Consider the following 13,056-nt stretch of genomic DNA (forward strand, 5'->3'; position numbering starts at 1 on the left):
TCAAGAGTAGTTCGCGACCTGCGGCAAGCAATGTCAGCGGGGCGAGCGTTTGGCCAGAATGCGCTGAAGCGTGCGGCGGTGCATACTCAGCCGCCGCGCGGTTTCGGACACGTTGCGGTCGCATTGCTCATAGACGCGCTGAATATGCTCCCAGCGGACGCGGTCCGCGGACATAGGGTTTTCCGGGGGTTCCGGCAATACCTCTTCCGAGGACAGGAGCGCGCGCACCACTTCAGCCGCGTCGGCGGGCTTGGACAGGTAATCGGTCGCCCCGATCTTGACCGCCGCCACGGCGGTGGCAATCGCGCCGTAGCCGGTCAGAACCACGATCCGCGCATCTTCGCGCCGCGCACGCAGCACTTCGACCACGTCCAGACCATTGCCGTCGTCCAGCCGCAGGTCGATCACGGCATAGGCGGGCGGACGGGCTGTCGCGATGGCTTTGCCAGCAGCCACGGATTCGGCGGTTTCCACCGCGAAACCGCGCTTTTCCATCGCGCGCGCAAGGCGTTTCAGGAACACCTCGTCATCATCGACGATCAGCAGCGACGGGTCCGGGCCAAGGTCAAGTTCAGCAGCTTCGGTCATCTGGTTCCCCTTTGGGCTACCAGATAGTTAGGCTGCGACGCGCAAAAGGTCAATTTGAACTGCACACGGGGCGCGCGTGATACCCGCGCGCCCCGCGCACCCGCTCACGCGTTGTCGATGAAGCAGGCCACCCGGTCGGCCATCTGGTCCGGCGTTACCTCGCGGCGGAACAACTCGACAAAGCCATGGCCCGGCAGGTTCAGATAGGTGAAGGTCGAATGGTCGATGAGGTAGAATTCCTCATCCGTATCCTGCACCGCGAAATAGGCGCGATAAGCGCGCGCCGCGTCGCGCAATTGCTGTTCGGTGCCCGTCAGGCCCACCATCTTGGGGTGCATGAAGCTGACGAACTCGGCCAAGGCCTCGAGCGTGTCGCGGCCATGATCCACGGACACGAAGACCGGCGTCACGTCATAGCCGCGCTCTTCCAGGATGTTGACGGCCTCGGCGTTGCGGGCGTTGTCATAGGGGCAGACATCGGGGCAGAACGTGTAGCCGAAATACAAAAGCACCGGGCGATCCGCGAAATCGGCTTCTGTCACCGGCTGGCCGGTGTGGTCGGTCAGGCTGAACGGCCCACCGATCGCGCCACTGCCGCCCGCGACAGAGGTTTCGCGGCACTGCCCGAACTGCGTGTCGTCCGGCGCGAACAACACCATGCCGCCCAAACCCCCAAGCACAAGGGCCAGAAACCCCGCGGCCATCAGCGAATACCGTTTCAGCATGGACTACCCCGTTTGCAACTCTGCCGCTTGATGCCAAAGCCCGCGCCGCGTAACAATCCCCTTTCCCCAATATGTGACATCGCGCCCCCATGGACCCCACCTTCGGAGAGATCACCCAAGACACCCGCACCGAATGGGTCCGGCTGCGCACGCTGGCCTATGTGCGGCTGTTGGCGCTGGTGGGGCAGGTCGGCGCGCTGGTGGTCGGCCAGCTTGCCTTCGGGCTGCGGTTCGACAACGGGCTGGTGGCGCTGGTCATCGGCGCGGCGGGGGTCACGGTGCTGTTGTCGCTGTTTCTATACCCGGCGGCAAAGCGCCTGACCGACACAGAGGCCTCGTTGACCTTTCTGTTCGACATCGCCCAATTGTCGCTGCTGCTATACCTGACGGGCGGGATCACCAACCCGTTCGCGCTGCTCATCATGGCCCCCGTTGCGGTGGCGGCGATGGCGCTGCGGCTTCGGTCCACTTTGCTGTTGTCGCTGGTGGCGATTGCGCTGATTACGCTTGTCAGCGTCAGCTACCGGCCCTTGCGATTTGCCGATGGCACGGTGCTGGACGTGTCTTTCATCCTGACCTTCGGGCATTGGGTGGCAATCGTGATCGGCATTGCCTTTCAGACCTTTTACGCCCAGCGCGTCGCGGCAGAGGCCAATTCCATGGCCGACGCGCTTCTGGCCGCGCAGATGGCGCTCTCGCGCGAGCAGAAGCTGACCGACCTTGGCGGTGTGGTGGCTGCGACCGCGCATGAGTTGGGCACGCCCCTTGCCACTATCAAACTGGTAAGCGCCGAATTGGCCGACGATCTGGCAGACCGCCCGGAACTGGCCGAAGATGCGCGCCTGCTGGTTGAACAGGCCGAGCGCTGCCGGGTAATCCTGCATTCCATGGGGCGCAGCGGCAAGGATGACACGCTGATGCGCCGCGCGCCGCTGGAGGCGCTTTTGGCAGAGGCCGCAGAGCCGCATATGAACCGCGGCAAAACGGTGCATTTCCTTGTGCAACCCGGTGCCGGGGGCAGCCAGACGCAACCGCTGATCCAGCGCCAGCCAGAGCTGATCCACGGGCTGCGCAACCTGATCCAGAACGCGGTCGATTTCGCGACAGACCAGGTCTGGGTCGATGCAAGCTGGACCAAGCAGACCTTGCGCATCCGGATCGTCGATGACGGACCGGGGTTTTCGCCGCAGGTTCTGGGCAGCATCGGCGAGCCGTTCATCGGGCGCGGGCGCGACCCGAACCGCTTCAAGCGCCGCCCCGGCTATTCGGGCATGGGTCTTGGCATGTTCATCGCCAAGACCTTGCTGGAGCGCACCGGCGCAAGGCTGGAATTCCTGAATTGCGACGGGGTGATAAAGACCCTTCCCGGCGCGCCGGAATTGCATGGCGCGCTGGTCGACCTGACATGGCCGCTGTCGCGCATCGCCGTCGACCCGGCAACGGCACTCCCGGAAAACCCCCGCCTGGACGGCTGACGGCCATCTGTGCCGAAAGAAACGGTTCCTTAACCATTTTGCACCACACAGAACGTGCAGTGTAACTGATGGGGATGGGCATGGTGCCGTTTTACAGGATTTCGGGTTTGGTTATTTGCTGTCTTGCACTTGTCGCATGTGCGCCGCCACCGCCAGCTAACCCCATGGAAAGACATGCAAGGCTTGCAGCCGGTGCCGAAATCGCTGCACGCCAATGTGCGGGCTATGCAGGCGGCTACGATGGCGCGCAGAAAATGCGCCAAGACGCCAACCGAAACGTCACGCTGGCCCGCAACCTCGGCGCGACAGATGCCGATCTCGACCGGGCGCGGAAGGCGGTGCAAACGACCTTTGACACGACCGCCGTTTGGATCAGCCGACAAGAGGCCTGCAACCAGCTTGTCAGTTTCATCGCATGGGAAAGCAATTAATGCGCAGGCACCGCGACCGGGTCCAGCAGCGTGCGCCCGCCGTCGATGGTCACGATCTGCCCGGTCATGAAGGCCGCCGCGTCCGAGGACAGGAATTGCACCGCTTCCGCCGCCTCTGACGCGGCACCGATGCGGCCCATGGGCGTTTGCCGCAAAATCCTGTCGCGGTAATCGTCATTGGTGCTCATCTGCTCTTTCAGATTGGCACTCATGACCGACCCGAGCGCCACGCCATTCACCCGGATGCGCGCAGAGGCCAGCGCCACCGCCAGCGACCGTGTCATCTGGTCCAGCGCGGCAGAGGCGATGGAGTAAGACATCAATTCGGGCTGGGTGCGCCGCGCGGCGATGGAGGACAGGTTGACGATGGACCCGGCCATCCGGTTTTTATCCTCGACCTCTTCGGCCTGCGCGATCATGCGTTTGGCAACAAGCTGGCTTAGCTTCAGGCTGGCCAACAGGTTTTGCTGAAGCGCTTCCTCGACCGTGTCGCTCTGGTCGTCCAGCGGGTCGCAAGACATGCACTGACGCGTGGCATTGACCAGAATATCCACCCGGTCGAAGGCATCGACCGTGGCCGATAGCAGATTGGCGATGGTCAGACGTTCGCGCAGGTCGCCCGCGAAGAAGATCGCCTGCTCATCCGTGCCCGACAGCTTGGCCACTTCGGATTTCAGCTTCGCCTCGTCACGGTCGGCCATGACGACATTCGCGCCCTGGTCGATGAAATGGCGGGCAATCGCCAGACCCACGCCATTGGCCGATCCGGTGATGATCGCGGTCTTGCCGGCAATCGAGAAGCTCATCGTTTTCCCCTGCGCGGTTGCTTGGCGTGCCAGACGCGGAAGCGGGTGTCTTCGGCCAGAACCGACAGATGCGCGAACCGCTCTTCCAGCATTTGTGCATAGGGCAAATGGCGGTTCGCAACCAGCCATAACTGCCCGCGCGTGCCCAGCGCCCGCGCCGCTGCCGAAATAAACGCCAAACCCAGCTCTGGCCGCGCATCGCGCCCGACATGGAAGGGTGGGTTCATGACAATGCCGCCAAGCGAGTCGGGCAGGCTGAACGCGGTCGCGTCGGCCCAATGGAATTGCGCGCGGGGGTCGGTGATGTTGGCGCGTGCGGCGGCGAGGGCGTCGGCCTCTGCCTCTACCAGGTGCAGCACCTCTGGCCCGTTGCGCGACAGGATCGCGGCGGACAGATACCCCCACCCCGCCCCGAAATCGGCCATCCGCGCGGGCAAATCCGCCGGCAGCACTTCGGCCAGCATCTCTGATGCGGGGTCGACCGCATCCGCCGAAAACAGGCCCGGCGCGGTTGCCATCGGGCCGAACCGGGTCTGCACGCTTTGCGCGCCCAAGGCCCAATCGGAAAAATCCACGCCGCGCGGGTCGAACCAGACCAGCTTGCCATGCGATTTCGACAGGCTTTCGACCGCCACCCGCGCACGAAGCGCTTTCAGGATCGAATCGATCCCGTCGGTCTTTTGCCCATCGACCAGCACCATCTGCCCCGCAAGGCTGGCGGCCTGCGCGATCAGCAAATGGGCGTGGTCCTTCGCGCGTGGTAGGCAGACCAGCACACTGGGCGCAGGTTCCGCGACGGTTCCAACGCTGTAGCCCGCCTGCACCAACGCGTCATGATCGGGCCGGTAGCCCTGCACTATGCGCAGGCGCGCGGGGTCGATCGGGTCGAACCGCTCGCCCGCGGCGGGGCGCAGAACGGTCACGGGGCCGTCGGGCAGGATCAGGCCATCTTCCACCGCGCGCACCAGTCGGTCGGCGCGCGGGGCCGGTGTGGCCAATGTCACGGGGTTATGAGGCAACAAGCGGATTTATTCTTTCTCGAGCGTGCATTGCAGCGGGTGCTGGTGGCGGCGCGCGAAATCCATCACCTGCGCCACCTTGGTTTCCGCCACCTCATGCGAGAAGACGCCCACCACCGCAACACCCTTCTTATGCACGGTCAGCATGATGTCGAAGGCCATGGCGTGCGACATGCCAAAGAAGCGCTCCAGCACATGCACGACGAATTCCATGGGCGTGTAATCGTCGTTCAGCAGCATGACCTTGTACATCGGCGGGCGTTGCGTGCGCGTCTTGGTCTTGGTGACGACCGCGCCATCATTTTCGACGCCATCGCCATCTGTCATGGTCGGTGCAATATGCATCGGGCTCTTCCGCTAGGTTTGTGCAGGCTGATATAGCGGCCAATATAGACCGAGTCACCCCTCTGAAAACCCCGCGCTGCGCAGGAACCGATCAGGCACCGACATGGACAGGATCACAACCATCGGCTTCGACGCGGATGACACGCTTTGGCATAACGAGCGTTTCTTTCGCCTGACGCAGGACCATTTCGCGGGGCTTCTGGCCGCGTATACCGAGCGCGAGACCCTCATGGCGCGCCTGCTGGACGCCGAACGCCGCAACCTTGCGCGCTATGGCTATGGCATCAAGGGCTTCATGCTGTCGATGATCGAAACCGCCATCGAGGTGACGGATGGACGCGTGCCGGCTTCGGTGATTTCCGACATCCTGAGTGCCGGGCAAGAGATGCTGCGACACCCGATCGAATTGCTGCCCCATGCCGAAGCAAGCATTCGCGCGCTTGCGCCGTCGCATCGTTTGGTGCTGATAACCAAGGGCGATTTGCTGGACCAGGAACGCAAGCTGGCGCAATCGGGTCTGGGCGACCTGTTCGACGCCATCGAAATCGTGTCGGAAAAGACGCCCGACACCTATGCCCGCATTTTCGCGCGCCATGGCGATGGGGCCGAACGCGCGCTGATGGCCGGGAATTCGATGCGCTCGGACGTGGTCGCGCCGATCATGGCAGGCGCGTGGGGCGTGCATGTGCCCCATGGGCTGGAATGGGAGATCGAACAGGCAGAGCCCCCCTTCGATCATGATCGGTTTCGGACCCTGCGACATTTGGGCGAGTTGCCCGAGCTGGTGGGCTGGATCGACGGCTGCTGACGCAGAATATTGCGGGCGCAAGCCAACATGCCCCTAAACCTGCCACAAGCTTGCATTAAGAACACAGCGAAAGGCGTTGAATAAACAACCTTTTCCCTGCGTGGCGTTCGTGCTACGCTTAACATGAGCAGAAAATAACCCGCATCCTTAAAACCAGCGGGACAAAACGACAGAGGCAACGAGATGCAGGCGCAGTTCATGCGACGTGTCGGGCTTGGCATTTTGGTGCTGGGTTGGGTGTTGTGGGTTTCCCTAGCACCCCTCCATGCAGCACCTTATGCGGCAATGGTGATGGATGCCCGCAATGGCGAGGTGATCCATGCCCGCAACCATGACACACGGCTGCACCCGGCGTCGCTGACCAAGATGATGACGCTCTACATTGCCTTCGAGGCGGTGAAACACGGCGAAGTCGGGCTGGATACGAAGTTCAAGGTCAGCCGCCGCGCCACGCGTACGGAATGCGTCTGCCTTGGGCTGCGCGAGGGGCAAACCATCTCGTTGCGCTACCTGATCCGTGCCGCCGCGCTACGCTCGGCCAATGACGCGGCTGTCGTCATCGCCGAGGGGATTTCCGGCAGCGTCGAGGCGTTTGCCGAACGCATGACCCGCACGGCCCGCGCGATGGGTATGAACAACTCCACCTTCAAGAACCCTCATGGTCTGACACAAGCCGGCCATATGTCGACCGCGCGCGACATGACCATCCTGGGCCGTCAGCTGTTCTTCGACTATCCGCAATATTTCAACATCTTCTCGCGCCGGTCCGATTTCGCGGGCGTGGCCAACGTGCCCAACACCAACCGCCGCTTTCTGGACGCTTATCAAGGTGCAAACGGGATCAAGACGGGATACACCCGCGCGGCGGGGTTCAACCTGACCGCTTCGGCACAGCGCGGGTCCAAGCATATCATCACCACGATGTTCGGCGGCAGTTCGACCGCCGCGCGCAACGCCCGCGTGGCGGAATTGATGGATCTGGGGTTCAGCCGTGCGAAATCGCGCGTAGCCGTGCGTCCGCCCGCGACCCCGGCCTATCAGGGCCGCGCCACGCTGGTGGCCGAGAAACCGCGCAACGGCGATGACGACCCCAATGCCGGTGCCAAGACGATTCGCATTGTCACCGCCGTGCGCACCAGTTTGCGCCCCCGCGCCCGCCCCGCTCCGCAAGTGCCCGAAGAGGTGCTGGTCGCCGTGGTCGAGGGGGTGGACCTGTCGGTGTCGCAAACGGCGGAAGAGTTGACCCTGACAGAGCTGGCCCCGGAAGAGCTGGACATCAGCCCCCCGCCACGCCCCGAAGCGGTCGCAGAGGCGATTGACCTGAGCGTGGCCGAAGCTGCGGGTTTCGGTATTGCCGACCCCGCCGATCTGGACGCGCTGGAAGACGCGGACGCCGCCGCCATGGACCTTGCCGAGGCAGAGGCCGCGGCCCAGCCCGAAGAGAGCGCCGAAGAGATCCCGGTCTTCTTGGCCGAAGCCGCCCCCTTGCCCGAACCGGACCCAGCCCCGGAAGCGGCGGCAACGCGCGTCGCGGAAGCGTCCGAACCTGTCCAGACCGAAGCGATCTTGCTCGAAACCGCGCCCTTGGCAGAGGCCACCGCCCCCGCGCCCCTGATCGTCGCCCAGAACGAAGGCCCACCGGCAGACATGCTGTGGACCGGCGCGCCCGAATCCTTCCTGCCCGGCGCAACCGACAGTGCGCTGGACATGAACGTGGATCTGGACGTGACGGTCGCGCCCCCTGTGATCGAGGAGTCGGGCATTATCCTGACCCGCTCTGAAGCGACGGATGAAGAGTTTCACACCGCCGTCATCGCCGAATCGTTCCACGCGCCTGCGACCCAGATCATCAGCCGGGTCTCGACCTCGGACGATGCGCGGCTATGGGGCATCTCTCTGGGCGCATTCAACAGCCGTCACGACGCGGAGCGCAGCCTGATTACCGTGAAGATGGCGGAAGCGCAGGCGCTGTCGAGCGGGATCAGCCGGATTCGCCAGACCAGTGGGCGGTTTGAGGCAAGCTTCGCAGGCCTGACAGAGGGCGAGGCCGACCGCGCCTGTGCCCGCCTGTCGGCGCGGGGCATGGATTGCAGCGTGGCGCGACCCTAACCCAGCTTTTCGGCCACCCGCGCGCGCTGAACCGCCAAGATGCCCGCCATGATGATGGCCACGCCCAGCACGTCATACAACCCAAGGCTTTCGCCCAGCAGCACTGCCGCCACGGCCACCCCGAAGAACGGGTTCAGGAAGTGGAAGGTCGCGGCGCGCACCGCGCCGATGCGGCCCACCAGCAGGAACCAGACCCATGTCGCGGCCAATCCGGGGATCAGCACCGTGTAGCTGAAGGCCGCGCCAAGCTGCCAGGACCAGGCCACGTCGAAAGTCTCTAGCGCTAAAGCGGGGCCAGCCAATAGCGCAGCACCAACCAGCATTTGCAGCCCGACGATCATCAGCAGGTTGCCGCCCCCCGCCGATGCCCCACGCACCGACAATGTGGCCACTGTCAGGGCAATTGCCCCGATGACACAGAGCGCCACGCCATACAGGTCCACCCCGCCGCCAAGCCGCGCGCCCATGATAAGCGCGACGCCGCCGAACCCGGCGGCAAGCCCGGCAACGGCCATAGGGCGCAGGCGCTCACCGGCAAAGGCCCATCCGGCAAAGGCCACGAGTAGCGGCATAGAGGATGCGATGATCGCGGCCAAGGACGCCTCGACCGTCTGCATGGCCACGAAGTTCAGCCCCAGATAGAGCGCGTTCTGCGACAGGCCGAAGATGAAGATCGCCCGCCATTGCGCCCGCGTCAGGTGCCAAGTCTGTCCCAGCGCCCGCGCGATCAGGATGCCGATCAGGCCAGAGATCAGGAAACGCAGCGACAGCGCCATCAGCGGCGGCGCGGCCTGCACGATAATCCGCGCCGAGGCAAAGGCCGAGGACCACATGAAGGCGAAGGCCAGCCCCATCATCAGCGCGCGAATATCCATGCCCGGCCCCTTCTGTCGGCTTGTTGCACATGTGAACCGATACAGGCTGGACAGCAGAGTTTCCAGCGCGCATCTGCGACGGAACCGGACGCGCGGCGCAAAAGGTATATTCATAATTTTATATTTAGTGGATTGTGAAACCGGAATTGTCGGGTATGGTGCGGTGGTTGTTCGGTATTCAACCGTATCCCGACGACTTAAAGCCAACGAGGAAAGAGAACCCGATGAAGCTGAAAGCCGCCACGATTGTTGCCCTTTGCGCCCTGCCTCTTGGGGCGAACGCCCAAGCCACCGGCGATGCCGCTGCTGGCGAATCCGAATTCCGCCAGTGCACAAGCTGCCATGGCATTGCCTCGCCCGATGGCGATGTGATCCACCGCGTCGCCCCCACCGGCCCCAACCTGTGGGGCGTGGCTGGCCGTGTTGCCGGCTCTTATGACGGCTACAGCCGTTACTCGTCGGCCATGCAGGCCGCAGGCGAAGCCGGGATCACCTGGACTGAAGAAAACTTCGTCGCCTATGTGAATGACCCGACCGGCTACCTGCGCGAAGTGACCGGCGATGCACGCGCGCGGTCGAACATGAACCACCGTCTGCGCGGATCCGCCGAGAACATCTATGCTTACCTGGCCCAGTTCGGCGCCCAGTAAGCCGCGATAAATTCACATGGAAAAGGGGCCGCCACGGCCCCTTTTTTCATGTCCGGCGAAAATGCCGGATCAGCCGTTGTCGCGCAGGATCTGCCCGGCCAGGTAAAGCGAGCCGCAGATCAACACCTGCGCCGTCGCGTCCTCGGCGGCAATGGTACGCAGCGCTTGCAGAACGCTTTCCGCCTCGACCGCGTCAATCCCTGCCTTGCGCGCGGCATTGGCCGTCGCCTCGGCGCTGAGCGTGGCTGCTTCGCCCGGAATGGACACCGCGAACAGCTTGCGCGCATGCGGCGCGAGCGGTTGCATGAACCCCGTCACATCCTTGGTGTTCAGCATTCCGCAGATCATCCACAGCGGGCGATCGCCGCGTTCCGCAAGCGTTGCGGCAATCGCCTGCCCCGCCGCCGGGTTATGCCCGCCATCCAGCCACAGCGTGCCGCCGGGCAGTGCCTCGACCAGCGGCCCGTGGCGCAAGCGTTGCATCCGCGCGGGCCATTCGGCGCGGGTGACAGCCGCCTCGGCCCCGGCGCCATGGCCCAGAGCCCGAAGCGCGGCAATCGCCGTGCCCGCGTTCTGCACCTGATGCGGCCCGGCGAGGCGCGGCAGCGGCAGGTCCAGAAGCCCGGTTTCGTCTTGATAGACCAGCCGCCCTGCTTCGCTCGCCACATGCCAATGCTGGCCCTGCACCAGAAGCGGCGCACCCAGACGCGCGGCGCGGTGTTCGATCACCTCCAGCGCGTCATCGGCCTGCCCAGCCACCACGCAAGGCACGCCGCGCTTAATGATCCCGGCCTTTTCGCCTGCAATCGCGGCCAAGGTTGTGCCCAGATATTGCTCATGGTCCATGCTGACGGGCGTGATGACGGTCAGCGCGGGCGCATCGACCACATTCGTGGCGTCCAGCCGCCCGCCAAGGCCCACTTCCAACAGCGTGTAATCAGCAGGCGTGCGCGCGAATGCCAGAAGCGCCGCGCAGGTCGTGATCTCGAAATAGGTGATCGCGCCCTCGCCATTGGCGCGCAGGCATTCGTCCAGCACATCGCTAAGTGCCGCTTCGTCAATCAAATTGCCCGCCAGCCGAATGCGTTCGTGAAACCGCGCGAGATGCGGGCTGGTATACGCATGGACCGACAGGCCCGCCCCTTCCAGCCCCGCGCGTATCATGGCTTGCGTGCTGCCCTTGCCATTGGTTCCGGCGATATGGATCACCGGGGGCAAGCGGCGTTCGGGATGGTCAAGCGCCGCCAGCAGACGCCAGACACGGTCCAGCGTCAGGTCAATGATCTTGGGATGGAATTCCATCATCCGCGCCAAAAGCGCGTCCGAGCCTGCGCTCATCTCAGCCAGCCTGCACAGGCGCGTCCGGCGGCGGTAGATCGCCATGCACCACGGCGCTTTGCCCGGTCAGCATCCGCAGGATGGTCGCGATCTCTGCCCGCTGTTCCTTGCGCGGGGTCACGCGGTCCAACATGCCATGTTCCAGCAGGTATTCGGCGCGCTGGAACCCCTCTGGCAGGGTTTCGCGGATGGTCTGTTCAATCACGCGCGGCCCGGCAAAGCAGATCAGCGCGCCCGGCTCTGCGATCTGCACATCGCCCAGCATGGCATAACTTGCGGTCACGCCGCCCGTGGTCGGGTCGGTCAGGACCACGATATAGGGCAGACCGGCCTCGCGCAGCATGTCGATGGCGACAGTGGTGCGCGGCATCTGCATGAGTGACAGGATACCCTCTTGCATCCGCGCGCCGCCCGCGGCGGAAAACAGCACAAGCGGCAGTTTGCGCGCGACCGCGTGTTCGCAAGCCGCGATGATCGCGTTGCCCACATACATGCCCATGGACCCGCCCATGAAGCTGAAATCCTGCGCGACGGCCACCAGCCGGGTGCGCAGCACCTCGCCCTCGGCGACAAGCATCGCTTCCTTCTCGCCCGTGTTTTTCTGGGCGGTCTTCATCCGGTCGGGATATTTCTTCTGGTCGCGGAATTGCAGCGGGTCAGCCACCGGCGCCGGCACGTCCAGTTCCTGATACAAGCCCCCGTCGAAAAAGGCAGCAAAACGAGCGCGCGGGGTCAGCGCCATGTGGTGGCCGCAACTGGTGCAGACCTGCTGATTGTCGGTCAGTTCGCGGTGAAACAGCATCGTGCCGCAGGACGGGCATTTCTCCCACAGGTTTTCCGGCATCTCGCGCTTGGTGAAGAACGAGTTGAGCGTGGGGCGAACGTAGTTGGTGATCCAGTTCATCGGGCAATCCTGCGAGGGCGCTTTGCGCCTGAAATAAGCAAAGCCCTCGGCAAATGCAATCAGCGACCCCGCAACCAGCGACGCAACAGCGCCCAGATCAGAACGAGGCCCAACAGGTCCACCAGCAGCAGGCCCAGCAGGCTGGACGGGTCAGCCAGCGAATAGGGCAACCGGAAAAGGGCGACACCGTCCAGCGCCTCTCCGGTGGTGAAGATCAGGATCGCTAGCGTGTTGTTGCCGAAATGCAGCCCCCAGGCCATGCCAAGAGAGCCGCTGCGCGCCGTCAGATCCGCCATCAGAAGCCCGAAAAAGCCGGTCAGCCCCACCAACAGCCACGCGCCTTGGCCCATCTGGTCGGGCGCGTAATGCAACAGGCCGAACAGCACGGACGGGATCACGAAGGACACCCAGCGCGCGGCAAAGCGTGCCGCCAGTTGTTGTTGCAGATAGCCACGAAAGACGATCTCCTCGGCACCGGTCTGCACGATCAGGCCCAGCAGGACCGGGATCGCGTAGATCGCCCAGACCTGCACCGGCACCCCCGGCGACAGCGTGCCCGACGCGAAAACCCAGACAACCCCCGGCACCGACACAGCCAGAAACAGGCCAAGCGCCACGGCGAAATCGCGAAGTAGCACGTCGCGCGGGCCGAACAGGCTGGCGACAGGGCGTTTATGCACCCAGCGCACCGCCGCGAAGGTGCCCAGCACCAGCCCCGCGAAGGTGAACAACAGCACCATGATCGAGGGCGGCGTCGCCCCAAGCCCGACCTGCCCCATGACAAGCGGCGCATCGTCAAGACCCACGGCGAGCGTCACCGCGAAGCCGATCGCGGCCATCCATGCAAGATAGATCACAAGGATCAAGCCGACCCCCAGCACCAGCCGCCACAGTTGCGGGCGCAGCCTTGCGGGTGCGATATATCGGTCCTGCGCTTGCGAAAACGGCATGTGCCCTGTCCATCCGGGTGAAAACAATCCTAT

14 protein-coding genes are annotated in these 13,056 nt (G+C 64.1%); 5 read left to right on the forward strand and 9 right to left on the reverse strand.

Annotated features, from left to right (window positions below; all coding sequences use genetic code 11):
- Positions 1 to 33: 33 nt before the first annotated feature.
- Complete coding sequence (locus J1C52_RS09575) at positions 34 to 588, reverse strand: ActR/PrrA/RegA family redox response regulator transcription factor (RefSeq protein WP_227427711.1); 555 nt, start codon at positions 586 to 588, stop codon at positions 34 to 36.
- Between the two features lie 104 nt (positions 589 to 692).
- On the reverse strand, positions 693 to 1,313 hold the full coding sequence (locus J1C52_RS09580) for an SCO family protein (RefSeq protein ID WP_227427712.1): 621 nt from the start codon (positions 1,311 to 1,313) through the stop codon (positions 693 to 695).
- An 89-nt stretch (positions 1,314 to 1,402) separates the two neighbouring features.
- On the opposite strand from J1C52_RS09580, the gene regB reads away from it, so the two are divergent.
- Both regB and J1C52_RS09590 read left to right on the forward strand, forming a co-directional pair.
- Complete coding sequence (gene regB, locus J1C52_RS09585) at positions 1,403 to 2,788, forward strand: sensor histidine kinase RegB (RefSeq protein ID WP_227427713.1); 1,386 nt, start codon at positions 1,403 to 1,405, stop codon at positions 2,786 to 2,788.
- A gap of 80 nt (positions 2,789 to 2,868) precedes the next feature.
- Positions 2,869 to 3,219: a hypothetical protein gene (locus J1C52_RS09590; RefSeq protein WP_227427714.1), complete on the forward strand. Its 351-nt coding sequence runs from the start codon at positions 2,869 to 2,871 to the stop codon at positions 3,217 to 3,219.
- Here the strand turns inward: J1C52_RS09590 and J1C52_RS09595 are convergent.
- The 3 genes from J1C52_RS09595 to clpS are packed head-to-tail and all read right to left on the reverse strand — an operon-like array spanning position 3,216 to position 5,371.
- Positions 3,216 to 4,025 carry an SDR family NAD(P)-dependent oxidoreductase gene (locus J1C52_RS09595; protein WP_227427715.1) on the reverse strand — a complete coding sequence of 270 codons (810 nt, stop codon included), beginning with the start codon at positions 4,023 to 4,025 and terminating at the stop codon, positions 3,216 to 3,218. The two genes, J1C52_RS09590 and J1C52_RS09595, sit on opposite strands and share 4 nt — an antisense overlap.
- Positions 4,022 to 5,047, reverse strand: a complete 1,026-nt coding sequence (locus J1C52_RS09600; protein ID WP_227427716.1) for a class I SAM-dependent methyltransferase — start codon at positions 5,045 to 5,047, stop codon at positions 4,022 to 4,024. The genes J1C52_RS09595 and J1C52_RS09600 overlap by 4 nt, the downstream gene beginning before the upstream one ends.
- 6 nt (positions 5,048 to 5,053) lie before the next feature.
- Positions 5,054 to 5,371 carry an ATP-dependent Clp protease adapter ClpS gene (clpS, locus tag J1C52_RS09605; protein ID WP_370633256.1) on the reverse strand — a complete coding sequence of 106 codons (318 nt, stop codon included), beginning with the start codon at positions 5,369 to 5,371 and terminating at the stop codon, positions 5,054 to 5,056.
- Between the two features lie 121 nt (positions 5,372 to 5,492).
- On the opposite strand from clpS, the gene J1C52_RS09610 reads away from it, so the two are divergent.
- Together J1C52_RS09610 and J1C52_RS09615 are read left to right on the forward strand one after the other, a co-directional pair.
- The gene (locus J1C52_RS09610) at positions 5,493 to 6,197 is read left to right on the forward strand and encodes an HAD family hydrolase (protein ID WP_227427718.1); all 705 of its coding nucleotides are present in this window, start codon (positions 5,493 to 5,495) and stop codon (positions 6,195 to 6,197) included.
- A 291-nt stretch (positions 6,198 to 6,488) separates the two neighbouring features.
- Positions 6,489 to 8,306, forward strand: a complete 1,818-nt coding sequence (locus tag J1C52_RS09615; protein WP_420493654.1) for a serine hydrolase — start codon at positions 6,489 to 6,491, stop codon at positions 8,304 to 8,306.
- Here the strand turns inward: J1C52_RS09615 and J1C52_RS09620 are convergent.
- A complete protein-coding gene (locus J1C52_RS09620) occupies positions 8,303 to 9,181 on the reverse strand; it encodes a DMT family transporter (RefSeq protein ID WP_227427720.1) in 879 nt (292 codons plus the stop codon). The genes J1C52_RS09615 and J1C52_RS09620 overlap by 4 nt on opposite strands.
- 224 nt (positions 9,182 to 9,405) lie before the next feature.
- On the opposite strand from J1C52_RS09620, the gene J1C52_RS09625 reads away from it, so the two are divergent.
- The gene (locus J1C52_RS09625; RefSeq protein ID WP_227427721.1) at positions 9,406 to 9,831 is read left to right on the forward strand and encodes a c-type cytochrome; all 426 of its coding nucleotides are present in this window, start codon (positions 9,406 to 9,408) and stop codon (positions 9,829 to 9,831) included.
- 69 nt (positions 9,832 to 9,900) lie between these two features.
- Here the strand turns inward: J1C52_RS09625 and J1C52_RS09630 are convergent, their stop codons facing one another.
- Genes J1C52_RS09630 through J1C52_RS09640 form a run of 3 tightly spaced genes read right to left on the reverse strand, consistent with a single transcriptional unit; the run spans position 9,901 to position 13,023 of the window.
- The gene (locus J1C52_RS09630) at positions 9,901 to 11,214 is read right to left on the reverse strand and encodes a bifunctional folylpolyglutamate synthase/dihydrofolate synthase (protein ID WP_370633254.1); all 1,314 of its coding nucleotides are present in this window, start codon (positions 11,212 to 11,214) and stop codon (positions 9,901 to 9,903) included.
- Complete coding sequence (gene accD, locus J1C52_RS09635) at positions 11,171 to 12,073, reverse strand: acetyl-CoA carboxylase, carboxyltransferase subunit beta (protein WP_227427722.1); 903 nt, start codon at positions 12,071 to 12,073, stop codon at positions 11,171 to 11,173. Before accD ends, J1C52_RS09630 begins: the two co-directional genes overlap by 44 nt.
- Before the next feature lie 59 nt (positions 12,074 to 12,132).
- The gene (locus J1C52_RS09640) at positions 12,133 to 13,023 is read right to left on the reverse strand and encodes a CPBP family intramembrane glutamic endopeptidase (RefSeq protein WP_227427723.1); all 891 of its coding nucleotides are present in this window, start codon (positions 13,021 to 13,023) and stop codon (positions 12,133 to 12,135) included.
- Positions 13,024 to 13,056 lie beyond the last annotated feature (33 nt).

The organism is Roseibaca sp. Y0-43 (assembly GCF_020667835.1).
Taxonomy (GTDB): domain Bacteria; phylum Pseudomonadota; class Alphaproteobacteria; order Rhodobacterales; family Rhodobacteraceae; genus Roseinatronobacter.

What these genes read in the sequence shown, in the direction of transcription:
- J1C52_RS09630 (WP_370633254.1), bottom strand. Translation starts at nt 11,214, where the DNA reads ATGGCGATCTACCGCCGCCGGACGCGCCTGTGCAGGCTGGCTGAGATG.
- accD (WP_227427722.1), bottom strand. Translation starts at nt 12,073, where the DNA reads ATGAACTGGATCACCAACTACGTTCGCCCCACGCTCAACTCGTTCTTC.
- J1C52_RS09595 (WP_227427715.1), bottom strand. Translation starts at nt 4,025, where the DNA reads ATGAGCTTCTCGATTGCCGGCAAGACCGCGATCATCACCGGATCGGCC.
- J1C52_RS09610 (WP_227427718.1), top strand. Translation starts at nt 5,493, where the DNA reads ATGGACAGGATCACAACCATCGGCTTCGACGCGGATGACACGCTTTGG.
- J1C52_RS09620 (WP_227427720.1), bottom strand. Translation starts at nt 9,181, where the DNA reads ATGGATATTCGCGCGCTGATGATGGGGCTGGCCTTCGCCTTCATGTGG.
- clpS (WP_370633256.1), bottom strand. Translation starts at nt 5,371, where the DNA reads ATGACAGATGGCGATGGCGTCGAAAATGATGGCGCGGTCGTCACCAAG.
- J1C52_RS09580 (WP_227427712.1), bottom strand. Translation starts at nt 1,313, where the DNA reads ATGCTGAAACGGTATTCGCTGATGGCCGCGGGGTTTCTGGCCCTTGTG.
- J1C52_RS09625 (WP_227427721.1), top strand. Translation starts at nt 9,406, where the DNA reads ATGAAGCTGAAAGCCGCCACGATTGTTGCCCTTTGCGCCCTGCCTCTT.
- J1C52_RS09575 (WP_227427711.1), bottom strand. Translation starts at nt 588, where the DNA reads ATGACCGAAGCTGCTGAACTTGACCTTGGCCCGGACCCGTCGCTGCTG.
- regB (WP_227427713.1), top strand. Translation starts at nt 1,403, where the DNA reads ATGGACCCCACCTTCGGAGAGATCACCCAAGACACCCGCACCGAATGG.
- J1C52_RS09590 (WP_227427714.1), top strand. Translation starts at nt 2,869, where the DNA reads ATGGTGCCGTTTTACAGGATTTCGGGTTTGGTTATTTGCTGTCTTGCA.
- J1C52_RS09615 (WP_420493654.1), top strand. Translation starts at nt 6,489, where the DNA reads ATGGATGCCCGCAATGGCGAGGTGATCCATGCCCGCAACCATGACACA.
- J1C52_RS09640 (WP_227427723.1), bottom strand. Translation starts at nt 13,023, where the DNA reads ATGCCGTTTTCGCAAGCGCAGGACCGATATATCGCACCCGCAAGGCTG.